The sequence below is a fragment of the Tessaracoccus sp. MC1865 genome, assembly GCF_017815535.1.
GTDB lineage: Bacteria > Actinomycetota > Actinomycetes > Propionibacteriales > Propionibacteriaceae > Arachnia.
In genome coordinates, this window is sequence record NZ_CP072596.1 from 2,558,219 (window position 1) to 2,580,745 (window position 22,527).

23 protein-coding genes and 1 riboswitch are annotated in these 22,527 nt (G+C 69.6%); of the genes, 16 read left to right on the forward strand and 7 right to left on the reverse strand.

Translation table 11 applies throughout. The features are described from left to right. Nucleotides 1-4: 4 nt before the first annotated feature. A riboswitch (cobalamin riboswitch) is annotated at nucleotides 5-136 on the reverse strand. A 15-nt stretch (nucleotides 137-151) separates the two neighbouring features. The 3 genes from J7D54_RS11985 to J7D54_RS11995 are packed head-to-tail and all read right to left on the reverse strand — an operon-like array spanning nucleotide 152 to nucleotide 3,069. Continuing rightward, the gene (locus J7D54_RS11985; RefSeq protein ID WP_182764089.1) at nucleotides 152-1,582 is read right to left on the reverse strand and encodes a cobyric acid synthase; all 1,431 of its coding nucleotides are present in this window, start codon (nucleotides 1,580-1,582) and stop codon (nucleotides 152-154) included. Continuing rightward, the gene (locus J7D54_RS11990; RefSeq protein ID WP_182764090.1) at nucleotides 1,579-2,517 is read right to left on the reverse strand and encodes a cobalamin biosynthesis protein; all 939 of its coding nucleotides are present in this window, start codon (nucleotides 2,515-2,517) and stop codon (nucleotides 1,579-1,581) included. The genes J7D54_RS11985 and J7D54_RS11990 overlap by 4 nt, the downstream gene beginning before the upstream one ends. Before the next feature lie 9 nt (nucleotides 2,518-2,526). Continuing rightward, nucleotides 2,527-3,069 carry a histidine phosphatase family protein gene (locus J7D54_RS11995; protein ID WP_182764091.1) on the reverse strand — a complete coding sequence of 181 codons (543 nt, stop codon included), beginning with the start codon at nucleotides 3,067-3,069 and terminating at the stop codon, nucleotides 2,527-2,529. 23 nt (nucleotides 3,070-3,092) lie between these two features. On the opposite strand from J7D54_RS11995, the gene J7D54_RS12000 reads away from it, so the two are divergent. The 3 genes from J7D54_RS12000 (at nucleotide 3,093) to serB (ending at nucleotide 6,592) form a co-directional block, all read left to right on the forward strand. Then, nucleotides 3,093-4,091, forward strand: a complete 999-nt coding sequence (locus J7D54_RS12000; RefSeq protein WP_182764092.1) for a class I SAM-dependent methyltransferase — start codon at nucleotides 3,093-3,095, stop codon at nucleotides 4,089-4,091. Nucleotides 4,092-4,183: 92 nt separating this feature from the next. Continuing rightward, nucleotides 4,184-5,584, forward strand: coding sequence for a S1C family serine protease (locus J7D54_RS12005; protein ID WP_245243993.1), 1,401 nt, complete (start codon nucleotides 4,184-4,186; stop codon nucleotides 5,582-5,584). A gap of 144 nt (nucleotides 5,585-5,728) precedes the next feature. Beyond that, nucleotides 5,729-6,592: a phosphoserine phosphatase SerB gene (gene serB / locus J7D54_RS12010; protein WP_182764093.1), complete on the forward strand. Its 864-nt coding sequence runs from the start codon at nucleotides 5,729-5,731 to the stop codon at nucleotides 6,590-6,592. 100 nt (nucleotides 6,593-6,692) lie between these two features. Here the strand turns inward: serB and xylA are convergent, their stop codons facing one another. Beyond that, the gene (gene xylA, locus J7D54_RS12015; protein WP_182764094.1) at nucleotides 6,693-7,871 is read right to left on the reverse strand and encodes a xylose isomerase; all 1,179 of its coding nucleotides are present in this window, start codon (nucleotides 7,869-7,871) and stop codon (nucleotides 6,693-6,695) included. 258 nt (nucleotides 7,872-8,129) lie between these two features. Here xylA and J7D54_RS12020 point away from each other — a divergent pair, with 258 nt between their 5' ends. The 5 genes from J7D54_RS12020 (at nucleotide 8,130) to J7D54_RS12040 (ending at nucleotide 13,843) form a co-directional block, all read left to right on the forward strand. Beyond that, entirely contained in the window at nucleotides 8,130-9,644 is a 1,515-nt protein-coding gene (locus J7D54_RS12020; RefSeq protein ID WP_182764095.1) for an acetyl-CoA hydrolase/transferase family protein, read from the forward strand. A 188-nt stretch (nucleotides 9,645-9,832) separates the two neighbouring features. Next, nucleotides 9,833-10,417: a MarC family protein gene (locus J7D54_RS12025; RefSeq protein WP_182764096.1), complete on the forward strand. Its 585-nt coding sequence runs from the start codon at nucleotides 9,833-9,835 to the stop codon at nucleotides 10,415-10,417. Between the two features lie 40 nt (nucleotides 10,418-10,457). Further along, nucleotides 10,458-11,624 (forward strand): M20 family metallopeptidase, encoded by a 1,167-nt coding sequence (locus J7D54_RS12030; protein WP_245243995.1) that lies wholly within the window; start codon nucleotides 10,458-10,460, stop codon nucleotides 11,622-11,624. A gap of 63 nt (nucleotides 11,625-11,687) precedes the next feature. Then, entirely contained in the window at nucleotides 11,688-12,848 is a 1,161-nt protein-coding gene (locus J7D54_RS12035; protein ID WP_182764098.1) for a hypothetical protein, read from the forward strand. Between the two features lie 20 nt (nucleotides 12,849-12,868). Continuing rightward, nucleotides 12,869-13,843, forward strand: a complete 975-nt coding sequence (locus J7D54_RS12040; RefSeq protein ID WP_182764099.1) for a DNA ligase — start codon at nucleotides 12,869-12,871, stop codon at nucleotides 13,841-13,843. Nucleotides 13,844-13,855: 12 nt separating this feature from the next. Here the strand turns inward: J7D54_RS12040 and J7D54_RS12045 are convergent, their stop codons facing one another. Next, nucleotides 13,856-14,452, reverse strand: a complete 597-nt coding sequence (locus J7D54_RS12045) for a bifunctional 2-polyprenyl-6-hydroxyphenol methylase/3-demethylubiquinol 3-O-methyltransferase UbiG (RefSeq protein WP_182764100.1) — start codon at nucleotides 14,450-14,452, stop codon at nucleotides 13,856-13,858. Between the two features lie 53 nt (nucleotides 14,453-14,505). Between J7D54_RS12045 and J7D54_RS12050 the strand changes: the two genes are divergently transcribed. Then, on the forward strand, nucleotides 14,506-15,081 hold the full coding sequence (locus J7D54_RS12050; protein WP_182764101.1) for a hypothetical protein: 576 nt from the start codon (nucleotides 14,506-14,508) through the stop codon (nucleotides 15,079-15,081). Nucleotides 15,082-15,098: 17 nt separating this feature from the next. After that, nucleotides 15,099-15,662 carry a type II toxin-antitoxin system PemK/MazF family toxin gene (locus J7D54_RS12055; RefSeq protein ID WP_182764102.1) on the forward strand — a complete coding sequence of 188 codons (564 nt, stop codon included), beginning with the start codon at nucleotides 15,099-15,101 and terminating at the stop codon, nucleotides 15,660-15,662. A 7-nt stretch (nucleotides 15,663-15,669) separates the two neighbouring features. Here the strand turns inward: J7D54_RS12055 and J7D54_RS12060 are convergent, their stop codons facing one another. Beyond that, nucleotides 15,670-16,371, reverse strand: a complete 702-nt coding sequence (locus J7D54_RS12060) for an alpha/beta fold hydrolase (protein WP_182764103.1) — start codon at nucleotides 16,369-16,371, stop codon at nucleotides 15,670-15,672. Between the two features lie 108 nt (nucleotides 16,372-16,479). On the opposite strand from J7D54_RS12060, the gene J7D54_RS12065 reads away from it, so the two are divergent. The 6 genes from J7D54_RS12065 to J7D54_RS12090 all read left to right on the forward strand — a co-directional run bounded on the left by J7D54_RS12065 (nucleotide 16,480) and on the right by J7D54_RS12090 (nucleotide 21,564). Further along, the gene (locus tag J7D54_RS12065; protein WP_182764104.1) at nucleotides 16,480-17,499 is read left to right on the forward strand and encodes a methionine ABC transporter ATP-binding protein; all 1,020 of its coding nucleotides are present in this window, start codon (nucleotides 16,480-16,482) and stop codon (nucleotides 17,497-17,499) included. After that, nucleotides 17,496-18,176, forward strand: coding sequence for a methionine ABC transporter permease (locus tag J7D54_RS12070; RefSeq protein ID WP_182764105.1), 681 nt, complete (start codon nucleotides 17,496-17,498; stop codon nucleotides 18,174-18,176). The genes J7D54_RS12065 and J7D54_RS12070 overlap by 4 nt, the downstream gene beginning before the upstream one ends. A gap of 102 nt (nucleotides 18,177-18,278) precedes the next feature. Further along, nucleotides 18,279-19,115, forward strand: coding sequence for a MetQ/NlpA family ABC transporter substrate-binding protein (locus J7D54_RS12075; protein ID WP_182764106.1), 837 nt, complete (start codon nucleotides 18,279-18,281; stop codon nucleotides 19,113-19,115). A gap of 171 nt (nucleotides 19,116-19,286) precedes the next feature. Then, entirely contained in the window at nucleotides 19,287-20,369 is a 1,083-nt protein-coding gene (locus tag J7D54_RS12080) for a polysaccharide deacetylase family protein (protein ID WP_182764107.1), read from the forward strand. Nucleotides 20,370-20,500: 131 nt separating this feature from the next. Then, nucleotides 20,501-20,728: a hypothetical protein gene (locus J7D54_RS12085; RefSeq protein WP_182764108.1), complete on the forward strand. Its 228-nt coding sequence runs from the start codon at nucleotides 20,501-20,503 to the stop codon at nucleotides 20,726-20,728. A gap of 176 nt (nucleotides 20,729-20,904) precedes the next feature. Continuing rightward, nucleotides 20,905-21,564, forward strand: a complete 660-nt coding sequence (locus J7D54_RS12090; protein WP_182764109.1) for an HAD family hydrolase — start codon at nucleotides 20,905-20,907, stop codon at nucleotides 21,562-21,564. A gap of 73 nt (nucleotides 21,565-21,637) precedes the next feature. Here the strand turns inward: J7D54_RS12090 and J7D54_RS12095 are convergent, their stop codons facing one another. Continuing rightward, entirely contained in the window at nucleotides 21,638-22,465 is an 828-nt protein-coding gene (locus tag J7D54_RS12095; protein ID WP_182764110.1) for a hypothetical protein, read from the reverse strand. Nucleotides 22,466-22,527: the final 62 nt, after the last annotated feature.

Sequence of the window (22,527 nt, forward strand, 5' to 3'; positions counted from 1 at the left end):
GCCCGGACAAAGTGGCCGCGCAGACAGAGTTCCTGACTCACCCGTTAGGGCTCACAGTGGCGGGACCGCCCCGGATTCACACCGGGTTCCTCTGACGCTCTGCGCGTTGGCAGTCATCCTCGCAGACCCCCTTCCGGCGCCGACGGCGGGGTCAGCCGAGCGACAGGATGCGCTCCACGTCCGCGTGTTCCTCCAGCGCGTCGGCCACCGCTTCGAGCATCATTTCGCGCCGCTGCGCGAACCCGGGCGCGGCCGACGGCGTCCAGTCACGCCCCGCGGCCTGGGCCACGACGGCGAGCCAGGCCCGGCGGAAGTCGTCTGACTCCAGCGCGCCGTGCCACATGGTGCCCCACGTCTGCCCGACGCGGACGCCGCCGAGGAACTCCTCGCCCCCGGGCGAGGGGCGCATGCGGCCGTGGTGGATCTCGTAGCCCTCCACTGGAATCCCGCGCCACTGACCCTTCGGCCGGCCCAACACCTTCTCCGCCTCGAACCGCACGTCCACCGGGAGGAGCCCCAGACCCGGCACGGGGGTGTCGTCGCCGCTCTCCACCGGGTCGACGATGGCGCGGGCCAGCATCTGGAACCCGCCGCAGATCCCCAGCACCGGCCGCCCGGCCGCCGCCCTCGCGGTCACCGCCTCGGCCAGGCCGGTCTCGCGCAGCCACGCCAGGTCGTGCAGCGTGGCCCGCGACCCCGGCAGCACCGCCAGGTCCGCCGCGGCCACCTCTGCGGGATTCGTCGTCACGCTCACGTGCACCCCCGGTTCCGCAGCCAGGGCGTCCACGTCCGTCGCGTTGGAGATGCGCGGCATCCGGATCACGGCGACGGTGAGCCCGCCGTCGGCCTTCTCCTCGCCGCGCCACCGGGCCACCTCCAAGGCGTCCTCGCCGTCGACCCACATGCCAGGCAGCCACGGCACCACGCCGAAGTTGGGCAGGCCGCACCGGCGGGTGAGTTCGTCCAGCCCCGGGTCCAGGACGGCCTGGTCGCCGCGGAACTTGTTGATGAGGTAGCCGGCCAGGAGCGCCCGGTCCTCGGTGTCGAGCAGGGCCCAGGTGCCGTAGATGGAGGCGAGGACGCCGCCGCGGTCGATGTCGCCGACGAGCAGCACGGGCAGGGTGAAGGCCCTGGCCAGGCCCATGTTGGTGTAGTCGCCCGCGCGGAGGTTGATCTCGGCCGGGGAACCGGCGCCCTCGCAGATCACCAGGTCGTGCCGGGCCGCGAGCTCGCGGTACGCGTCATGCGCGGCTTGCGCCAAGAGCCGCCGTCCGGTGGCGTACTCCCCCGCCCGCAGTTCGCCCGCTGGTTGGCCGCGGAGGATGACGTGCGCGCGCCGGTCGCTGCCCGGCTTCAGCAGCACTGGATTCATCGCGGTCGACGGCGTGACCCCGGCCGCGATGGCCTGCAGGTATTGCGCGCGGCCGATCTCGCCGTCGGCCACCACCATGGAGTTGTTGCTCATGTTCTGGGCCTTGAACGGCACCACGTCGATGCCCCGCCGCCGCGCCGCTCGGCACAGCCCGGCGGTGATCAGCGACTTCCCCGCATCCGACGACGTGCCCGCCACCAGGAAACTCATCGCCGCCCCCTCCTCAGCAGGGCGAACCCCGCCGCCAGAGCCGTCGCCGCGCCGGTCACGAGCGTGACCAGCTGCGCCGCCTTGCGCACCTCACACGCGCCCGGTCGGGGCCCGTCGCCGAGCCGCCCCCGCTCCTCCACGCGATTGGCGTACACGTTGCGCCCGCCCAACTGCACGCCGATGGCGCCGGCCCAGGCGGCCTCGCACCAACCGCCGTTGGGCGAGGGGTGGTTGCCCGCGTCGCGCAGCGTGATGGCCCAGGCGCGCCGGGCCGAGCCGCCGACCGCGGGAGCGAGCGCCGCACCCAGCACCCCGGTGAGGCGTGCCGGCAGGAGGTCCAAGGCGTCGTCCAGCTTCGCCGACGCCGTGCCGAAGCGGCCGTAGCGCTCATCGCGGCGGCCCACCATGGCGTCGAGCGTGTTGACGGCCCGGTGCCCCAGCAGGCCGGGGATGCCCAGCAGCGCACCCCAGAACAGCGAGGCCACGGCCGAATCCGCGGTGTTCTCCGCCATGGATTCGACGGTGGCACGGGCCAGTTCCGGCTCGTCGAGCTGGGCGGCGTCGCGGCCGCAGAGGTTGGGCAGCTGCGCGCGGGCGCGGGCGAGGTCGCCGATCTCCAGGCTGTCGGCCATCGTGTCGCCCTCCCGGGCGAGGCTGCGGGCGCCGAGCACGGCCCAGGTGGCGAGCGCCGTGGCGGCGGTGTGGAGCACCGGGTGCCGACGGGTGAGCCGCTCGGCAGCGACCCCCAGCGCCGCGACGGGCGCCACCGTCGCCGTCGTGTAAACCGCCCCGGCGGCGACGTTGTCGCCGTAGAGGGGGGCTTCGGCCCGGGCGGCGAACGAGCCGAACCAGGCCACCGGGTGGTGACGCCGGGGGTCGCCGACGATCTGGTCGGCGAGCACGCCGAGTGCGAGGCCGAGAGCTCTGGAGATCACGGGGGAAGGCTATCGGGCCGGGTTGTGGGTGCGGACCTCGCCGTTGCCGAACTCCAGCCATTCGACGCTGCGGTGGTCCCGGCCGTCGAGCACTGCCAGCAGGATGCGGAGGGTGTCACCGTGCGAGACGAGCACCACCTCGCCGTCGACCTCCGGCAGCCCCGCCACGAACAGCGTGAGGCGCTCATGCACGTCGCGCACCGATTCGCCGCCGCCCCAGCGCACCTCCGAGATGTGGACGCCGTCGGGCACCGGCTCCTCGATGAGGTCGTCGTAGCTGAGCCCCTCGAGTCGGCCGAGGCCCTGCTCGCGGAGCGCCGGTGTCGCCTGGACGGGCACGCCCAGCGCGCGGGACACGGCGTCGGCGGTCTGCAGCGCGCGCACCTGGTCCGAGGACCAGATGGCGGAGACCGGCCTGCCGGCGAGCAGCTCGGCGACCGACGCGGCCTCGGCATGGCCCTGCTCGGTCAGCGGCACGTCGGGGGTCTGGCCCTGGAGCCGGCGCTCCAGGTTCCAGGCGGACTGCCCGTGCCGCACCAGATGAAGAATCACGCCGGTGAGTCTAGGGTGAACGCATGAGAGACGCCGTGGACGACCTGATCTGGGACGAGGCCCCCAAGGAGGCCGGAGCGATAGCCATCCTGGACGCGCCCGCGCTCGTGGAGGACGCGCTCACCATCGCCGATGACGTGCGGGTCTTCTGCGACGACTGGCGCGACGCCGCGTCGGTGGCCCCGGAGTATCTGGTGGCCAACCCCGACGACCTCGGCGGCGTCGACCTGGCGCTCGCCCGCCTCCCCAAGAGCCTCTCGGCGCTGGACCACCACGCGGCCGTGGTGCAGGGCGCCCCGGACGTGACGTACCTGGGCGGTGCGCGCATCCGGCACATGAACCACACGATGAACGAGGTGCTCGCCAAGCACTTCGTGGCCGTGGCGGCCTCGCTGGGCCGCTCGAAGTCGCGGGTGCTGCGCGCCTGGGGGCCGCAGGGCCTGGAATCCGACTGGCCGAAGGTGCGCCAGCATGAAGACCTGGGCTACGCAGTCGCCGCCTACGGGGCGACGTTCGGCGGCACGAAGGTGGACCCCGGCACCCGCCTGTTGCTCATGGCGCTGGCCGGCGGCGGCGACCACGCCCCCCTCGAGGCCGACACCGTCCTGGACTGGGGCTGCGGCAACGGGTCCGTGGCCATGTGGCTGGCCAAGGAGGGCGTCGACACGGTGCTGGCCCGCGACGTGAGCTGGTCCGCCGTGGCCGGCACCTCCGTCGCCGCGGAGGTCAACGGCTTCCAGGTGGACGCCACCTGGGGCGACGGGCTCGACGGCTACGCCGACCAGAGCGTCGACGCGCTGGTCACCAATCCGCCGTTCCACCAGGGCGTGGCGAAGGACTCCAGCGACACGCTCGACATGTTCGTGGACGCCCGACGGGTGCTGAAGCCCGGCGGCCAGCTGTGGTGCGTGTACAACTCGCACCTGCCGTACCGCCGGGCCCTCAACGAGACGCTCGGGCGCACCCGGGTCGTCGCGCAGGACAGGCACTACACCGTCACGGTCACCTCGTCGGGTCGGTGACCCGCATAGGTCCGAAGCTGACACAAAGAAACCTCACAGGAATCACATAGACTGGACGGGTTATCTAGGCGCGTACCCACCAAGGAGCCCAGATGAGCAACGAGCAGAACCAGCAGCCGGATCCGATAAACCGCCCTCCTCAGCAGTGGCAGCCCCCGGCGCACCCGCAGCCTTCTCAGCAGCAGCCCGTCCAGCCCCAGCAGCAGTACCCGCCGCGGCCCACCTACCAGCAGTCGGGTCCCTCCTTCCAGCAGTCGGCCTACCCGCCCAGGCCCGCGTACCCCAGCTACCAGCAGTCGGGGGCCACCAGCACCTCGACGCGGCCCCCGCAGAAGCGCGGCGGCGCCCAGGTGGCGGGCGTGCTCGCCATCGCGATGCTCGCGGCCGGCGTCGGCGGCGGCACGGGATTCGTCGCCTCGCGCTACGCCGCTGAGGACGCCGCGGCCCCCGGCATCACGTCGACGACGCCGAGCGCCGGCCCCTCGACGGAGACCACCGAGGACGCGTCGGGCGGCCAGCAGACCACGGTGGTACAGGGCGACCCCACGAACCCCGACTGGAGCGCCGTGGCGGAGGTGGCGTCGAAATCGGTCGTGGCTATCCAGGTGGCCGGTGGCGACGGGGGCAGCCAGGGCTCGGGCGTCGTGATCGACGGCGACGGCCACATCGCTACGAACAACCACGTGGTCGCCAGCGCAGGATCCGGCGCGCAGATCACCGTGCTGCTCGGCAACACCGCCTACCAGGCTGAGGCCGTGGGCTTCGACCCGTCGACGGACCTCGCCGTGATCAAGATGATCGACCCGCCCGCAGATCTCGCCGTGATGGGCTACGGCGACTCCCGGGAACTCGTCGTGGGCGACCCCGTGATGGCCATCGGCAACCCGCTGGGGCTGGCAGACACCGTGACCACCGGTATCGTCTCCGCGCTGAACCGCCCGGTGACCACGCGCGCCGTGTCGAACGAGACCGTGTCGCAGCAGACCTCCGACAGCGTGGTGGTGACCGCCGCCATCCAGACCAACGCCGCCATCAATCCGGGAAACTCGGGTGGCGCGCTGGTCAACAGCGCCGGCGAACTGGTGGGGATCACGTCGTCGATCGCCTCCATCCCGTCGCCCGGGCAGAACCAGGCCGGCAACATCGGCATCGGGTTCGCCATCGGCTCGGACCAGGTGCAGTACGTGGCCGAGCAACTGATCGCCACCGGCCGGGCGGAGCACCCGCAGCTCGGCGTGAGCGCGAGCGACGTGCAGAGCTACGGCCCGATGGGCGCCGAGATCGTCCAGGTCGTGCCGGGCTCCCCCGCTGAGCAGGCCGGCATCGCCGTGGGCGACCAGATCACCCAGGTGGACGGCCAGCCCGTCAGCTCGACCGAGTCGCTCGTCGCCCTGGTGCGGGCCGGACGCGTGGGTGAGGAGATGGAGATCACCTTGCTGCGTGGCGGCAAGGAGACAAAGGTGGCGGTGACCCCCATCGCCGCACCCAACTGACGCCCCGGCCCGCTCGGGCATCCCAGCCGAGGCCGAGTGAAGTTGTGCAGCTACTCCGCTGCATAACTTCATTCTGCTTGGGGGGCCGGCTGGCCGCTGGGCGCCGGACGACGGCGGTGCAAACCCCCTCTAAAGTTGGGGTCCATGGACATCCGCGTGACGCTGGCGGCCGTGGGCCCCATCCCTGAGTCGCTCCTCGCCTGCATCCCCGACCCGATCTCCAGGACCGTGGACCGCACGGCTTACGGGCAGCGGATCAACGTCTACGCCCGCCATGACGAGCCGGAGCAGTTGCGCCAGGCGCTCCGCGCCGTCGCGGGCAAGGTCGCCGTCGGGGTACTCACCAGGCCGCTTGCCGCGCAGCCGGCACAGCTGCTGCTGATGGACGTGGATTCCACGCTCACGACGACGGAGGCCGTGGACCTGCTGGCCCACCATGCGGGCGCGGGCGAGAAGGTGGCGGAGATCACCGAGCGGGCCATGCGCGGCGAACTCGACTTCACCGCGTCCCTCCGCGAGCGCGTCGCCACCCTGGGGGGATTGCCCGTCTCGGTGTTCGAAGACGTGGCGCCGGCCATGACGCTGTCGCCGGGCGCCGAGGACCTCATCCGCGCCGCGCGCGCCGTCGGGGCGAAGGTGGGCGTCACCTCCGGCGGGTTCACGCAGCTCGTCGGCCCCCTCGCTGAGCGGCTCCGGTTGGACTTCTTCCACGCCAACGAACTCGAGACCGAGACCGTCGACGGCGTGGAGCGGCTCACCGGCCGCGTGATCGGCACCGTCGTCAACCGCGAACAGAAGGCCCGCGACCTCCTGCGCTTCGCCCACGCCCACTCCATCGACCCCGAGATGACGGTGGCCGTGGGCGACGGCGCCAACGACATCGACATGTTCGACGCGGCCGGCCTCTCCGTCGCTTACTGCGCCAAGCCCATCACGGCCGCGGCCGCGGATGTCGCCATCCCGTTCGCCAGGCTCGACGCGGTGGCCGCCTTCGCATTCAACCGCTGAGCGGCACCGTCGCAGAGACGGCCACAGGCGCGCCCCTGGACACAGAACAGCGCCTGAGCCTCCACGGCTCAGGCGCTGCCATTGACGGTTCCCGTCAGGTTCAGCTCACGAGGTGGCGCAGCGCCGCCTGGTAGAGCTCCACGAAACGGTACTCGCGGGCGCCCTTCTCGTCGGCGTCGAACTTCTCCTCGGCCGCCAGGAAGTCGGCGATCGACTCCCCCTCGGCCAACGTGGGCTGGCCCAGCTCGTCGATGCTGGCTTCCTTCATGAGGGCCTGCACGGCGGGATCGGCGCGGAAGGCCTTGGCCTTCTCGGCCAGCATGAGGTACATCTCCATGTTCGCCTTGGCGGAATCCCAGATGCCCTGGACACCCTCGGTACGCGACGGCTTGTAGTCGAAGTGGACAGGCCCTTCGTAGCGGGGCGCCTCCGGCGAGAACGGGAAGCCGTTGACCAGGAGGTCGACGGTGAAGAACGCGCTGATGAGGTCTCCGTGGCCGAACACGAGGTCCTGGTCGTACTTGAGGCCGCGCTGGCCGTTGAGGTCGATGTGGAACAGCTTGTTCGAGTGCAGTGCCTGGGCCAGCCCGTGGGTGTAGTTGAGGTTGGCCATCTGCTCGTGGCCGACCTCCGGGTTGAGGCCCACGATGTCGCCGTTGTCGAGCGTCGCGATGAGCGCCAGCGCGTGCCCGATGGTGGGTAGGAAGATGTCGCCGCGGGGCTCGTTCGGCTTGGGCTCGAGCGCAATGCGCAGGTCGTAACCCTGCTGCTTGATGTAGCCGGCGACGGTATCGAGGCCCTCGGCGTAGCGGGCATGGGCCGCGTAGAGGTCCTTCGAGGACTCGTACTCGGTGCCCTCACGGCCGCCCCACATGACGAACGTGCTGGCGCCGAGCTCGGCGGCCAGGTCCACGTTCTTCAGCACCTTGCGCAGGCCGAAGCGACGCACGGACCGGTCGTTGGCGGTCAGCCCTCCGTCCTTGAAGACGGGGTGCGAGAAGGTGTTGGTGGTGACCATTTCGATGACCAGCCCGGCCTTGTCGGCGGCGTCCTTGAGGCGGCCGACGCGGGAGGCGCGCTCCTCGTCGGTGGAGCCGAACGGGAAGACGTCGTCGTCGTGGAACGTGATGCCCCACGCGCCGAGTTCGGCGAGCTTCTCGGCGTATTCCCACGAGTCGAAGGCGGGGCGGGTGTTGCCGCCGAAGGGGTCCGTGCCGGTCCAACCGACGGTCCAGAGGCCGAAGGAGAACTTGTCTTCAGGGGTTGGTGTGCGGTTCATGCTCTTCACTCTCTTGGGCCGGGGTCTCCGGGGCGACTTTTCATCATCGAGGCGCCGCCACTTTTGTTTTGTGCTGAGACTAAAGAGGATCGGGCCGCAGAGTCAAGCTGATGCGATAACGATTCGGACACGTCGTAGTAGCACGCCATGCACAGCCGGAACGGCCACCGCTGCACCGTCCAATTTCGCCCCGACAGCCCCGGCAAAACGCCAGCCGGTATGGTGGGCCACGCCACCGAAATTCTTCAAGGAGGACAGATGTCAGGTCGCATCCGATACGAGGCGTTCAAGAACAAGGTGATGTCGGCCCACGACGCCGCCGCCCTCGTCGAAAACGGATGGAACATAGGCTTCTCAGGGTTCACCGGTTCCGGTTACCCGAAGGCGTTCCCCGAGGCGCTCGCCGCCATCATCGACGCCGCGCACAACCGCGGCGAAGAGTTCAAGATCGGCGTCTGGACCGGTGCGTCCACGGCCCCTGAGCTCGACGGCGCCCTCGCCCGCACAGGCGGCATTTCCTACCGCGCCCCGTACCAGTCGGATCCCGACATGCGTAACACCATCAACTCCGGCGTGTCCTACTACCAGGACATCCACCTGTCCCACATGGGCCCCCAGGTCTCCCAGGGCTTCCTGGGCAAGCTCAACGCGGCAGTCATCGAGGTGACCGCCATCACGGAGAGCGGCGACCTCATCCCGTCGTCCTCGGTGGGCATGAACCGCACCTACCTCGAGCACGCCGACAAGGTCATCATCGAGGTCAACGAGTGGCAGTCCGAGGGCCTCTTCGGCATGCACGACATCTATTACCCCATCGGCGCCCTTCCCCCGAACCGCGTCCCGCTGCCCATCCAAAACCCGGGCGACCGCATCGGCGGCAAGTACCTCACGGTGGACCCGGAGAAGGTCATCGCGATCATCGTGACGAACTCGCCGGACCGCAACACGCCGTTCAAGCACCTCGACGACGACTCCCGCGCCATCGCCGGCAACTTCTTGGATTTCCTCGGCCACGAGGTCAAGGTCGGCCGTCTGCCGGAGAACCTGCTCCCGCTGCAGTCCGGCGTCGGCAACATCGCCAACGCCGTGCTCCAGGGCCTGCTCGAAGGCCCGTTCGAGAACCTCACCTCGTACACCGAGGTGATCCAGGACGGCATGGTGGATCTGCTGGATTCAGGCAAGCTCAGCGTCGCCTCCGCGACGGCCTTCTCGCTGTCGCCGAAGGCCGCGGAGAAGATGAACGACAACGCCGCGCACTACGCCAAGAAGATCGTGCTGCGCCCGCAGGACGTGTCGAACCACCCCGAAGCCATCCGTCGCATGGGCGTCATCGCCTGCAACGGCATGATCGAGGCCGACATCTACGGCAACGTGAACTCCACCCACGTGATGGGCTCGCGCATGCAGAACGGCATCGGCGGCTCCGGCGACTTCACCCGCAACGGTTGGATCTCGTCGTTCGTCACCCCCTCGACAGCCAAGGGCGGCGCCATCTCGTGCATCGTGCCGATGGTCAACCACGTGGACCACACCGAGCACGACGTCCAGGTGATCATCACCGAGCAGGGCCTGGCGGATCTGCGTGGGCTCGCCCCGCGGCTGCGCGCCAAGGCGATCATCGACAACTGCGCGCACCCGGATTTCAAGGAGCCGCTGCGTGAATACGTGAAGCTCGCGGAGAAGAAGGCCAACGGCATGCACACGCCGCACGACCTGGCCACCGCGCTGGGCTGGCACGTGCGCTTCCTCGAGACGGGCACCATGGCTCAGTGAGCTGACAGCCACACGGGCACCGGGGGTGGGTTTCCACCCCCGGTGCCCTTTTCTGTGGGCCTGCGACGGGGATCTGTGGCTGGGCTCTGTTGCCGGGCTTTGAGCCTGCGTCGCCACCCCGCCCCCACGCGGGCGGCCGGACTCTGGCAGGCTGAGCACCGCCGCGCCCTGAAAGGAGCCCACACCCCGTGCTTTCCGCCGCCTTGACGTTCTTCCTGGTCATGGACCCGTTGGGCAACGTGCCCCTCTTCCTGACCGCACTGCGCAACACCCCGGAGGAACGGCGACAGTGGGTGATCCTGCGCGAACTCCTCATCGCCCTGGCCGTCATGGTGGCCTTCCTGTTCGCGGGGCGGGGCCTGCTGGACCTGCTCAACATCGGCAACGCCGCGCTCGAAACAGCCGGTGGAGTGATCCTATTGCTCATCGCCATCCGGATGGTGTTCCCCACCGCCGAGCGCAACCTGCGAGAGCCCCACACCGACGACGAGCCGTTCATCGTCCCGCTGGCCGTGCCCTATGTCGCCGGGCCGTCGCTGCTGGCCGTCGAGGTCGTGCTCATCTCGCAGAACCCGGCAGACTGGCCGATCTTCCTGGGCGCGCTGATCCTGGCGTGGTCGGTGACCGCCGGGATCCTCTACCTCTCGGGCTTCCTGCGTCGGGTCGTCGGCGACAAGACCCTCATCGCCATCGAGCGGTTGATGGGAATGATCCTGGTGATCCTCGCGGTCCAGATGATGCTGGGCGGCATCAAGGCCTTCTTCACGGGCTGACGCGGGGCGGCCGTCCGCCGCGACTGGTATGAATAGGGCCATGATCGACCTGGTTGCCCTACGCCGCGAATTCCATCAGATCCCCGAGGTGGGCCTGCAGCTCCCCCAGACCCAGGCCCGCGTCCTCAGCGCGTTGGAGGGGCTGCCGCTGGAGATCACCCTGGGCGAGTCCGTGACCAGCGTCGTGGGCGTGCTGCGCGGCGGGAAACCGACGGAGGGCAAGCGCCCCGTCGTGCTGCTGCGGGCGGACATGGACGCGCTGCCCGTCGAGGAGCTGACCGGCCTGGAGTACGCGTCGGCCAACGGCAACATGCACGCCTGCGGGCACGACCTGCACATGGCGATGCTAGTCGGCGCCGCCCACGAACTCTCCGCCCGCCGGGCGGACCTCGCCGGCGACGTGGTCTTCATGTTCCAGCCGGGCGAGGAGGGCGTCGACGGCTGCCGCTACATGCTGGAGGAGGGCCTCCTCGACGTGGCAGGGTCGCGGCCGGACTGGGTCTACGCCATCCACGTGTGGTCCGCCCTGGACCCCCATGGCACCTTCAGCACCAAGCCCGGCACCGTCATGGCCAGCTCGGACGTCGCCCGCGTTCGGGTGGTGGGCCGCGGGGGTCACGGGTCCACCCCGCAGCTCGCGGCAGACCCGGTGCCCGCGCTGGCGGAGATCACCACCGCGCTGAACACCATGGTCACCCGCCGCTTCGACGTGCAGAACCCCGTCGTGGTCACCGTCGGGTTGCTGCAGGCCGGCACCATCGCCAACGTCATCCCGGAGGACGGCCGCCTCGAAGCGACGCTGCGCACCTTCGACACCGGAGTGCGGGCCAAGCTCATCGAGATCATCCCCCAGGTGGTGGAGGGCATCGCCGCTGCGCACGGCGTCACGGGCGAGTTCTCCCTGCTCGAGCAGTACCCCGTCACGGTCAACGACGACGCGGAGGCCGACGTCGTGGCCGCAGCGGTGACAGACCTCTTCGGCTCGGAGCGCCACGCGCGCTGGGAGAAGCCGCTCGCCGGCGCGGAGGACTTCTCGCGCCTGCTGGAGGAGGCGCCCGGCTGCTTCATCGGCCTGTCGGCCTGCCCGCCGGAACTGGACCCCGCCACCGCACCGTTCAACCACTCCGCCTACGCCCTCTTCGACGACGCCGTGCTGGCGGACGGCGCCCGGCTCTTCGCCGAACTGACCCTGCGCAAAATCGCCTGAGAAGGCGCATCGCCACCATACGGGTGTGGCGGTGAGGGGGCGGGTCACGGGTACTGTCGAAGGATGGAACTCGACGACGCCGTTGCGGCGGCACTGGCCCACCCACTGGTGGTCGCCGCCGCGCCCAGCAGCGAGCATCCGGGAATGATCACGCTCACGCTGCTCACTGGTGAAGACATCATCTGCAACCCGCAACTCGCCGAGCCTGATCCCGGCGAATCGGACGAGGACGCCCTCATGCGCTTCCATGCGTCACTGGACAAGCTCCTCGTCACCGTCCAGACCACGCTCGACGAGGAACACAGCCTCGACGACGCCATCCCCCTGGTGCGCAGCGCCGACTACTTCACCAGGCCGGAGGCCAGCCCGGCCCTGACCTTCCCCCTCACCGACTACATCGGCGTCGGGCTCGCCTTCGACCTACCCACGGCCGTCATGCCCATCAGCGAGGACCAACTCGCCGGCGACACCGCGGAGGAGGCCGTGAACCGCGCGGCCCGCGCGGTGCTGAACCTGCGCGACATGGCTGAGCAGTTCGGTCTCGCCCCCGTCGTCGAGGACAATTCCATCCTCGTCGTGCACGCCACCGAGGGCAACGACTCCGCCTGGTTCGCGGACCTCCAGACCATGGAGGCGGCGCTCACCCAGATGGAGAGCGTCACCGGCTCCGAATGGGCAGCGGTGCCCGCGTCCCGCGAGGACCTCTTCCTGCTGGACACCGACACCCTGCACTGGCCGGAGTTCCTGGACGTGCTGGAGTCGGTGCACGGCAGCCACAAGGAGGTGTGCCCACTGCCCCACGTGCAGGCGGACCACGCGTGGCGCGAGTGGCTGCCACCAGCGGGGCACCCAGCGGAGCAGAGACTGACCCGGCTGCGCGCCGACATCCACGCCCAGCAGCACGCCGAGCAACGCGAGCGGCTCCAGGCCGGCGGGCCGTTCCCGTCGTCGATGCTGCAGATCGAGCGCTCCGGCCGCTGGGAGACCCTCGCGGTGACCGCCGACGACGTGACCAGCATCCCGCGCACGGACCTGGTGGTCTTCTTCCGCGAAGGAGACCAGGAGCCGCTCGGCGTGAGCCTCGGCGACGCACTGGTGCTGTGCCCGCATCTCTTCTCCCTGCACGAGGGCACCTTCCCGCCCCGGCTGCTCGTCAAGCCACCCACGGACGAGGACCGCCGCGCGCTCGATCAGAATCGCGTCCAGTGGGGCGCCCGCGCCTGACAAGAGGGGACAATGGGCCGATGCGTCCCATGCTCGCCACCCCCACCGCCACGCCCGGGGTCCCACCCGTCGGGCCGGGCTGGGTCCATGAGATCAAGTGGGACGGCGTGCGCTCGATCGCCGAGACCCGTGGCGGGGAACTGATCCTGTACAACCGCACCGAGGGGCAGATCAGCGTCGCCTACCCCGAGGTGGTAGCGGGCGCCCGCGGCCTGCCGGACGGACTCATCCTCGACGGCGAACTCATCGCGCTGAACAGCGACGGCGTGCCGTCGTTCCACGCCATCCAACCGCGGATGCACGTGCGCAACGCGGCGCGGGCGGCCAGGTGGTCCGCCGAGCGGCCCGTCACGTTCGTCGCGTTCGACCTACTGAAGCTCGCCGACGAGGACCTGACCCGGCTGCCCCTGGCAGAACGGCGCGCACGGCTGGAGGCGCTCGACTTCGCCCGGCCGCACTGGCAGTTGTCGGACCAGCACGACGACGGCGAGGCGCTCGCCCGGGCCACCCGCGACGCCGGGCTCGAGGGCGTGATCAGCAAACGGGCCGATTCCGTCTACCTTCCCGGGGCACGGACCACGGACTGGGTGAAGACTCCGCACCGCACCGAACTGGTGGGCGTGATCGGCGGTTGGCTACCGGAGACCACCAACCCGGCACGGCTGGGCGCGGTGTGGATCGGCCACCCGGCTGACGAGGCGACGTTCGAGACCCAAGCGGTGCTGTACTCGCTCGGCCGCGTGGGCTCGGGGCTGAGCCACGCGGAAAAGGACATGTTGCTCGAGGTCCTCCGCACGACCGAACGCCCCACCCCGCCCTTCGATCCCGTCCCCTCAGACCCGGCAGTCCGTCGCACGCACTGGGTGGAACCCATGCTGTGCGTCCAGGTGCGCTACCTCAACGTCACGCCCGGCGGGGTGCTGCGGCAGCCGGTGATGATGCGGCTGCGCCCGGACGTGTCGCCGGCCGAGGCGGCCGTCGCCGAGATCCGTTGAGCCGGGCGCCGCTCAGTTGAGCCGCTGCGCCACCAGCACCACGTCGTCGCGGTGCTGCGCACCGGCCCCATGGGTGACCGAACGCTCGCGGTTGTCGAGGGTGATGACGCTCCACCCGTCGGGCAGCTGTTCCGAGATCAGCTCCGGGCTGAGGAGTTCGCGTCCGTAGGCCGGATGGTCCGCGTGCACATGGGTGTCGAAATCTGCGTGGTGCACGACCAGGAGGTGCCCGCCGGGCGCCACCAGGCTCGTGAGGAGACCGGCCGTGTGCGCATCAGTGAACAGCGGGACATAGCTGGCGGTGACAAGGTCGTACTCGGCGTGCGGCAGGAAGGCGGACCCGAGTTCACCGTGCACCCACTCCACCTCGACGCCTGCGGCCTTCATGGCCCTGGTGGCACGCTCGATGGCCACCGACGACGGCTCCAGCCCGACGACCTCCCACCCCTGCTGCTCGAGCCAGATGGCGTCCGCGCCCTCGCCCGAGCCGACGTCGAGGGCGAGCCCGGGAGAGAGCTTCGAGGCCTCCGCCACGAGTGCCGCATTCGGGTTACCGGACCACATGGCCTCGGATTCGCTGTACGTCTCGTCCCAGTCGTGGTCGTGCATGGCTCAAGTATGCCTCTGCCGCTGGGGCTGAATGGCTTGTAGTCTTGGCGGCGATGGACACCACCAAGCAGATCGCGACCCTCCCGCCGCTGGAGGAACTGCAGGGCGGCGTGCCACTCAGCAGGCGCACGGGCGAGCCCCGGCGCCCCGTCGTGCTCGCGCTGGCGTCGGTGCTGCTGTACCTCGCCGTCGCCTCGGCCGTGGGCGCCTACGCCTGGCACTGGTGGATGGCGGCGCACCCGGCCAGCTACGCCAACTCCGCGTGGCTCATCTCGTGGACGGATCCGGCACCGGGCACGTGGTTGTCGCTGACGCTGGAGGTCGCGCTGGCCGCCGCTCTCGCCCTGGCCGCGGGGGCCGCTGGCATCGCCGGTTTTCAGGCCTGGAACGGGTGGCGCTGGGCGCGCTGGGCCGGCCTCGTCGCGGCTGCGCTGATGGGCGGCTTCATGGCCATCACCCACTGGTACGCCGCGGTGCCCGTCGGCCTGACGGCGCTCGGCGCGGGTCTGCTGTTCCTGCCGCCCGTCACCCGCTACTTCCGGCACTGGACCCAGGTGCGCGCCACCCGGCCAGCCCCGTACCGCCGGCCCGGTGAGATCCACTACGGCCGGCTCGCCCGGTTCCGCTGACTTATAGACTCCCCACCATGGCCAACTCGCTCCTCAACGGTCTCTTCCGCGTGCTCCGCGACGCGGCCACCCGCTCGCTCCGACGCCCGCAGGACGCCCCCGGCGGTGGACCCCGCACCCGCGCGCGCTTCAAGCAGAACGTATCGCTGCAGGAGCGGCGCAGGGAGGAACCCTCGGGCGACTACCCGGGGGACTTCACGCAGATGCCGAAGATCAGCTACGCCCCCCATCTGGACGGACGTCCGGACCCGGGCGAGATCGTCTGGACCTGGGTGCCCTACGAGGAGGACCACAGCCGCGGCAAGGACCGCCCCGTGCTGCTGATCGGGCACGACGGCCCCTGGCTCCTGGGGTTGCAGATCACCAGCCAGGACCACGACCGCGATGAGGAGCAGGAGGCGCGCGCCGGCCGGTACTGGGTCGACATCGGCGCCGGCGCCTGGGATTCGCAGCGCCGTCCCAGCGAGGTGCGGGTCAACCGGATCATCCGCATCGATCCGGATACCGTGCGCCGTGTGGGCGCCATCCTCGACGAGTCCACCTTCCGCACCGTCGGGCGCGAGGTGGGCAACCACTACTGAGCGGCCATCAGGACGCCGCCTCAGCCTCCAGCAGCAGGCGCTCAAGCCTGTCCGTGTACGGGCCGGGGTGCGTCAGGTTCACCATGTGGGTGCCGTAGCCCAACACCACCAGCCGACCACGCCGGGCCGCGCGCGCGAAACGCCGCTCCTGCCCCCGGAACTGGTCGAACCGGCCGTTGAGGATGGTCACGGGGGCGTCGATGGAGGCCAGGTCGGCGAGCAGGTCGAACTGCGCCACCGCCCGCACCCCGGCCGCCACCGTAGCCAGATCGGCACGGCCCCGCCGCAGATACGCCTCCGCGCCCGCCGGGCCCAGCACGCGGCGCAGTGGCGCCTCGCCAGCCCGGTCCGTCCAGCCGATCAGCCGGCCGTAAAACGCGGCGCTGCGCCGTCCCGGCTGGGTGGAGCACCCGGAAGCCACGAGCGAGCGGACCACTTCAGGGAAGCGGGCGGCGGCGTGGATGGCCAGCATGCCGCCCAGCGAACAGCCCACCAGGTGCGCCGGCCCCGCCGTCGACGCTTCGAGCAGGGCGGCCCTGATGGTGTCGAGGGCGCTCTGAGAGGTGAAGGTCTCGTCGCGACGGCTTCCGTGCCCCGGCAGATCCGGGCTGATGCAGGTCCAGCCGCGTTCGCGGAGCCGCTCCACCTGGGGGTCCCACATGGTCGACGAGGTGCGAAGGCCATGGACTAGGACCACCGTGCGGCTCATCTGTCCAGCTTAGGCAGCCGGTACGCCGGTGGTGAACAAGGGGCCGGCCGATTCGGAGCGCCGGGCCGGCGAGTGGTTGAATGACTGTGCTGAAGCACAGGAGAGTCCATGATCACCGTCACAGACCTGCGGAAGGTCTACCACCAGGGCAAGCGTGAAGTGCGCGCCCTCGACGGAGTGTCGCTCACCGTCCCCGCCGGGTCCATCCACGGCGTGATCGGGCACTCGGGCGCAGGCAAGTCCACCCTGGTGCGTTGCCTCACCCTGCTGGACCGGCCGTCGTCCGGCACCGTGGAGATCAACGGCGTGGACCTCACCGCTGCCCGCTCCGACGCGCTGCGCACCGCCCGTCGTCGCATCGGGCTCGTCTTCCAGCAGGCCAACCTCTTCGATTCGCGCACCATCCTGGCCAACGTCGCCTACCCGCTCGAGCTCATCGGCGTGGGCCGCGAGCAGCGTCGCGAGAAGGCCCAGGAGCTGCTGCGGCTCGTCGGCCTCTCCGACGCGGGCAACGCCTACCCGGCACAACTCTCCGGCGGCATGCGGCAGCGGGTCGGCATCGCCCGGGCCCTGGCCACAGATCCCGACGTGCTGCTCTTCGACGAGCCCACCTCGGCGCTGGATCCGCGCACGACGGACGAGATCCTCGACCTCATCGTGTCGCTGCGCGACCGCAGCCCCCAGGACCTGGCCGTCCTCGTGATCACGCACGAGATGCACGTCGTCAAGAAGATCTGTGACTCCGTCTCGCTCCTCGAAGCCGGCCGGATCGTCGAATCCGGGCCGCTCACGCACGTCGTCCAGCGCCTCAGCGGCAGGCTCAGCCAGGCGCTGCTCGGCATCCCGCCGCACTCCCCCGTCGAGGCCAGCGACGCGACTCTCGTCGACGTGCTGGCCAGCGGTGACCGCGCCGCCCTGCCGATGATCGCCCACACCTCCGGCGCCGTCGGCGCGGACCTCGCGATCGTCGCCGGCTCGGTGGAGCAGCTCGCCGGCACCACGTTCTCCCATCTCCGGCTCGCGGTGCCCCACGGCGCCGACGCCAACCGCGTCGTCGACGAGCTGAAACTGCTGGGTGCCGACGCCCGCCTCACCACCGAGATCCGTCAGGAGGAACCCATCGCATGATCCTCCTCGACACCTGGTTCAACAACCCCGCGCTGCAGAAGGCGCTGCTCCCCGCGTTCGTCGAGACCATCCAGATGGTGGGCATCTCCAGCATCGCCACCGTCCTCATCGGCCTCCCCCTGGGCGTGGTGCTGTTCGTCACCCAGCGCGGCGGGCTCGCGGAGAACCGGGCGCTCAACTTCGCACTGTCGCCCATCCTGGTCAACATCACCCGGTCGCTGCCCTACGCCATCCTGATGGTGGCGCTCATCCCGTTCACGCGCTGGCTCGTGGGCACCTCGCTGGGCCCCATCGCCGCATCCGTGTCGCTGGCCATCGCCGCCATCCCGTTCTTCGCGCGGCTGGTTGAAACGTCGCTGCGCGACGTGCACGTCGGCAAACTCGACGCCGCCCACGCCATGGGCTCCACGAAGCTGCAGTCGGTGGCCAAGGTGCTGATCCCTGAGGCCATGCCGGCGCTCGTCGCGTCGGTCACCACCACGGTGGTCACCATTGTCGGCTACTCGGCCATGGCCGGCCTCATCGGGGGCGGCGGCCTGGGCAGGTTGGCCTACAACTACGGGTTCCAGCGCTACCAGGCCGACGTGATGATCGTCACCGTCGTCATCCTGGTGGTACTCGTACAGGTGATCCAGATGGCCGGCGAGGCCGTCACCAAGAAGATCGACCACCGCTGACCCACTCCACAGACTCCCGCCGTCGAGGCGGGCGGCCCTTCGGGGCCACAGTAAGGAAGATGGCCGACTTGTTGTCGGCCCAGTAGCTAAGGAGAAAGACCTATGCGCAAGATTCTCACCGCCGTCGCTGCCTCGTTGGCAACCGTCATGGCCATGACGGCCTGTGGCTCTGACGCCGCCACGCCCGGAGCCGACGCCTCGCTCGACTCGGCGAACCCCACCAAGGTCGTCGTCGGCGCCAGCCCCGTGCCGCACGCCAAGATCCTCGAATTCGTCAAGGAGAACCTGGCTGCCGAGGCAGGCATCGAACTGGAGATCCGGGAGTTCGACGACTACGTGCTGCCCAACGAGGCGCTCGCCTCGGGTGAACTCGACGCCAACTACTTCCAGCACGTGCCGTACTTCGACAACCAGGTGGCGGAGAAGGGCTTCGAGTTCGAGCACGGCGAGGGCGTCCACATCGAGCCCTTCGCCCTGTTCTCGGACAAGCACGAATCGGCGGACCAGGTGCCCGACGGCGGCGTCATCGCACTGACCAACGACCCGTCGAACCAGTACCGCGGCCTGAAGCTCCTCGAAGAGGCCGGTCTGCTGCAGGACATCGCCGAGGACACCACCGCGCTCACCATTTCCGACGAGCAGAACCCGAAGGGACTGAAGTTCGAGGAGGCGCAGCCCGAGGTCGTCGTGCAACAGCTTGAAGACCCGAAGGTCGACGCGGCGCTGATCAACGGCAACTTCATCCTCAACGCGGGCCTGAACGCCGATGACGCGATCGCCATCGAAGCGGTCGAGGGCAACCCGTACGCCAACATCCTCGCGTGGCGCACGGACAACACCAACCCGGGTGTCGCCAAGCTCGACGAGCTGCTGCACTCGGACGAAGTGGCCCAGTTCATCAAGCAGGAGTGGCCCGCAGGTGACGTGTTCCCCGGCTGATCACATCCCTTTGGCGACGGGGCCACGCGGTTGATCCGCGTGGCCCCGTCGCCGTCTTTCCCCTTGTGACATTCGGTTTCTCGGACTCTTCTCCCCGGGCGCACCCGGGCGTACATTGTTTTCAAGACCCGGGCGACACCGCCCGAGCCGGTTGGAAACAGGGGGATTCTGATGCGGCACATCACGAGGTGGATCATGACTGCGCTGACGCTTGCGTTGGTCGCGGCGGGCTGGGTGGCGGCACCCCCGGCCCAGGCCTTCGACGTCTACACGACGCCGGGGGAACACATCAGCGCCGGACGCGAATGGCGCACCTGGTGCGAGCCCTACTCGCAGACCGCGCGCTGCACGTCGCAACTCAAGGTGGGGGGCGTGTGGACGTTCAACAACCTCACGTACCTGCCGTCGCCGAGGAGCCTGTGGACCGGCAATCCCCTGGCTACCCCGGGCGAGCACCACATCAACGGACGCACGTGGTGGACCGAATGTGAAACGGCGACCACCGGCCGCAACGGCTGCCGCTCCTACCTGTGGAACGGGCGGCAGTTCGTGTTCAACAACATCGTGCAGTTCGGCACGATCCGCCCGGATCTCGCGTCGCTCTACTGGTACCGGCCGCCCGCCACGCAGGCGCCGTCCGTGCCGGCACCCAGCACCTACAACATCAACAAGGGCCCCAACGCGACGAACCGGGTGACGCTCACGTTCGACGACTGTCCCACCTCGCTCTCGGCCTTCAAGACCACCGTCAACGCGGCCACGGACCTGGGGATCGCCCTGGTGCTGTTCCCGACGGGGAACTGCATCAGCGCCGGAAGGTTCGACGCCGCCTACGCCCGCTCCAAGGGCCACTACGTGTTCAACCACTCCATCACCCACCCGGACCTGACGACGCTGACCTATTCGCAGGTCGTCCACGAGCTGGGGGCGCCGGGCGTGGTGACCACCTACGGCCGGCCGCCCGGTGGCGCCTACAACACCGACACCGTGAAGCGGGCCTACGCCGCCGTCGGGATGAAGATCTGGCTGTGGAACCTCGACACCTTGGACTACCGGGGCCGCACCAGCCAGCAGCTGATCAACACGGTCGTCACCTCGGCCCGCCCCGGCGACAGCGTGCTGATGCACATGAAGTGGCACGCGTTCAACGGGCCCACGCTGAGGGCGATGCGCGACGGGCTGAAGGCCCGCGGCATCGGAGTGTGCGTCAACCGCGGCCCTGTCGTGGCGAAGCCCGCCGGCCTCGCCTGCTGAGCCACACGAGGTGTCCAGCGGCCGGCCGCGCTTCTTGATCGAAGCCGAGGAGAAAGCTGAACAGATCCATACGTTGTCGAGGAGCAGTGGTCATATCAACCGGAAGGACCGGCACCCTGAATGAGGGCTGAATGAGGGAGACCACCATGATCTCCAAGCGCAGGATCGCCGCCATCGCCACCGCAGCCGCGGCAGTCGTCGCTATGACCACCACCTCCGCCGGAGCAGTCGAACCCACCGGCCGCGAGTTCGCCGACCACGTCCGCATGATGGCCCAGTCAGACATGGGCCTCGACGGCACCCACAACCCCGGCATGCACCAGGGATTCTCCGGCATGGAGCACCACCACTCCTCCTGACCGGCAAGGTCACCTCGTCACGCGATCCCCGCCGGGCCACAAGCTCGACCAGCGCGCAGGTGCCCAACCGATGCGGTGGCTGTGTCATGGCCACGGGTCGTGGCCACAGCGGCATCCGGTACCCGTGAGATTGGGCGTGCGCCAGTCCGGCGGCTGCGGTGGCTAGGGTTGTCCTCATGACCCGCGCTGTTCTCTTCGACCTCGACGGCACGCTCGCCGACACCGTGCCGCTCATCGCCGAGTACATCGCCGGGGCGCTCAATGCCCACGGCATCGAGTGCGTCCCGCGCGACGTCTACCCGCTGATCGGCCGCCCCATCGAGTTCGCGATGGGCGAGTTGCACACGTTCGCCGACGACCCGGAGCGCATGAACCGCATCATCGTGGAGTACCGCGACGCCCTCCACCTCGCGGTCAACGCAGCCGGTTCGAAGCTGGTCCTCCCCGGCGTGCGGGAGATGTTGGAGGACCTGCGTCTGGCGGGCTACCGCATCGGCGTGGTGACGGCGAAGGGCACCGGCTCGGCCATCCACCTGCTCGACATCACGGAGTTGAGCCACCTCATCGACGCCCTGGTCACCACCGAGGACGTCGAGCACGGCAAGCCCGCGCCGGATTCGGCGCTGCTGGGCCTCGAGCGCCTCGAGGTCCAGGCTGAGGGCACTTGGTACGTGGGCGACGCCGTGAGCGACATGACCATGGCCATCGCGGCCGGGATGCGGCCGCTGGGCATCACCACCGGCGCCGCGACCCGCGAAGAACTGCTCGCCGGCGGGGCCGAGGTCGTTGTGGACTCCGCCGCTGAGGTCACGGCACTGCTGACCACCGACCGCTGAAATTCAGAGGGAGGTTTCTGCCACATCGGGCCATAAGCGGACGATGTGGCAGGAATCTCCCTCCGTTTCCCGGTCACCTCGGGCTGGGCGGTCGCAGATGCAGGCCGGAACGCAGTTCCGCCTGCAAGGAGAGCTTCGTGGCCTCCCAGGAGTGGTGCACCTGGTTGAAGGCCAACCCGACGGGCGTGTAGCCGAGGTCACGCAGGCCGAGGTAGCGCTCGTAGTCCTCGTCGCGGTACTCGTGGAACTCCGCGCTGTCGCACTCCAGGACGAGGGACCTGCCCACAAGGAGATCGACTCTCCCCACCCCCGCGATCCATACCTGGGCCTGCACCGGGATCCGTTGCTGCTGCAGCCAGAGCCGCACCCGGGTCTCGGAGCCGGATTCCGCCAGCGGGCTGAAGAACTTCAGCACCCGCTGCTTCCGCGCCGGGGCATCGGCGATCAGCAGCTCCGCTTCGGTGCGGGTGATCAGTTCCTTGTGGGCTGCAGATTCCAGCACCATCAGCGCCTCTTCCGGGCTGTGGTGCCGGATGACCTGAGCCAGACAGTCCTTGACGGGGAAGACCGCCTGTCCCGGAAGCGCCGCGGTGTGGCGGTGCCAACCTGCCCGCCCCACCGTGACCCCCTTCCCCACGACGATGTGCGGCTTCGAATGAGAAGGGGTCCAAAGCCCGTGATGCTTGCAGCCAGACAGGCAGCCCAGCCGACCGCCCACCCGCACAGCCGCGATCAGCCAGGATTCCGCAGTGGGGTGGGCGTACCAGCCGTGGGCCACCCTGGTCAGGGTGCCCGCCGACACGGCCGCTTCGATGTTCTTGCCCGTCCATTCCTTGGCCAGGAGGTCGGCACGGGAAATGACGAGTTGGGTCATCGGAATCTGGAGGGAGATTTCTGCCACATCGGGCTGTTTACGGGCGATGTGGCAGGAATCTCCCTGCGAATTTCAGTGCCATGTTCCAT

What these genes read in the sequence shown, in the direction of transcription:
- J7D54_RS11985 (WP_182764089.1), bottom strand. Translation starts at nt 1,582, where the DNA reads ATGAGTTTCCTGGTGGCGGGCACGTCGTCGGATGCGGGGAAGTCGCTG.
- J7D54_RS12000 (WP_182764092.1), top strand. Translation starts at nt 3,093, where the DNA reads ATGAGAGACGCCGTGGACGACCTGATCTGGGACGAGGCCCCCAAGGAG.
- J7D54_RS12005 (WP_245243993.1), top strand. Translation starts at nt 4,184, where the DNA reads ATGAGCAACGAGCAGAACCAGCAGCCGGATCCGATAAACCGCCCTCCT.
- serB (WP_182764093.1), top strand. Translation starts at nt 5,729, where the DNA reads ATGGACATCCGCGTGACGCTGGCGGCCGTGGGCCCCATCCCTGAGTCG.
- xylA (WP_182764094.1), bottom strand. Translation starts at nt 7,871, where the DNA reads ATGAACCGCACACCAACCCCTGAAGACAAGTTCTCCTTCGGCCTCTGG.
- J7D54_RS12020 (WP_182764095.1), top strand. Translation starts at nt 8,130, where the DNA reads ATGTCAGGTCGCATCCGATACGAGGCGTTCAAGAACAAGGTGATGTCG.
- J7D54_RS12030 (WP_245243995.1), top strand. Translation starts at nt 10,458, where the DNA reads ATGATCGACCTGGTTGCCCTACGCCGCGAATTCCATCAGATCCCCGAG.
- J7D54_RS12035 (WP_182764098.1), top strand. Translation starts at nt 11,688, where the DNA reads ATGGAACTCGACGACGCCGTTGCGGCGGCACTGGCCCACCCACTGGTG.
- J7D54_RS12040 (WP_182764099.1), top strand. Translation starts at nt 12,869, where the DNA reads ATGCGTCCCATGCTCGCCACCCCCACCGCCACGCCCGGGGTCCCACCC.
- J7D54_RS12045 (WP_182764100.1), bottom strand. Translation starts at nt 14,452, where the DNA reads ATGCACGACCACGACTGGGACGAGACGTACAGCGAATCCGAGGCCATG.
- J7D54_RS12050 (WP_182764101.1), top strand. Translation starts at nt 14,506, where the DNA reads ATGGACACCACCAAGCAGATCGCGACCCTCCCGCCGCTGGAGGAACTG.
- J7D54_RS12055 (WP_182764102.1), top strand. Translation starts at nt 15,099, where the DNA reads ATGGCCAACTCGCTCCTCAACGGTCTCTTCCGCGTGCTCCGCGACGCG.
- J7D54_RS12060 (WP_182764103.1), bottom strand. Translation starts at nt 16,371, where the DNA reads ATGAGCCGCACGGTGGTCCTAGTCCATGGCCTTCGCACCTCGTCGACC.
- J7D54_RS12065 (WP_182764104.1), top strand. Translation starts at nt 16,480, where the DNA reads ATGATCACCGTCACAGACCTGCGGAAGGTCTACCACCAGGGCAAGCGT.
- J7D54_RS12070 (WP_182764105.1), top strand. Translation starts at nt 17,496, where the DNA reads ATGATCCTCCTCGACACCTGGTTCAACAACCCCGCGCTGCAGAAGGCG.
- J7D54_RS12075 (WP_182764106.1), top strand. Translation starts at nt 18,279, where the DNA reads ATGCGCAAGATTCTCACCGCCGTCGCTGCCTCGTTGGCAACCGTCATG.
- J7D54_RS12080 (WP_182764107.1), top strand. Translation starts at nt 19,287, where the DNA reads ATGCGGCACATCACGAGGTGGATCATGACTGCGCTGACGCTTGCGTTG.
- J7D54_RS12085 (WP_182764108.1), top strand. Translation starts at nt 20,501, where the DNA reads ATGAGGGAGACCACCATGATCTCCAAGCGCAGGATCGCCGCCATCGCC.
- J7D54_RS12090 (WP_182764109.1), top strand. Translation starts at nt 20,905, where the DNA reads ATGACCCGCGCTGTTCTCTTCGACCTCGACGGCACGCTCGCCGACACC.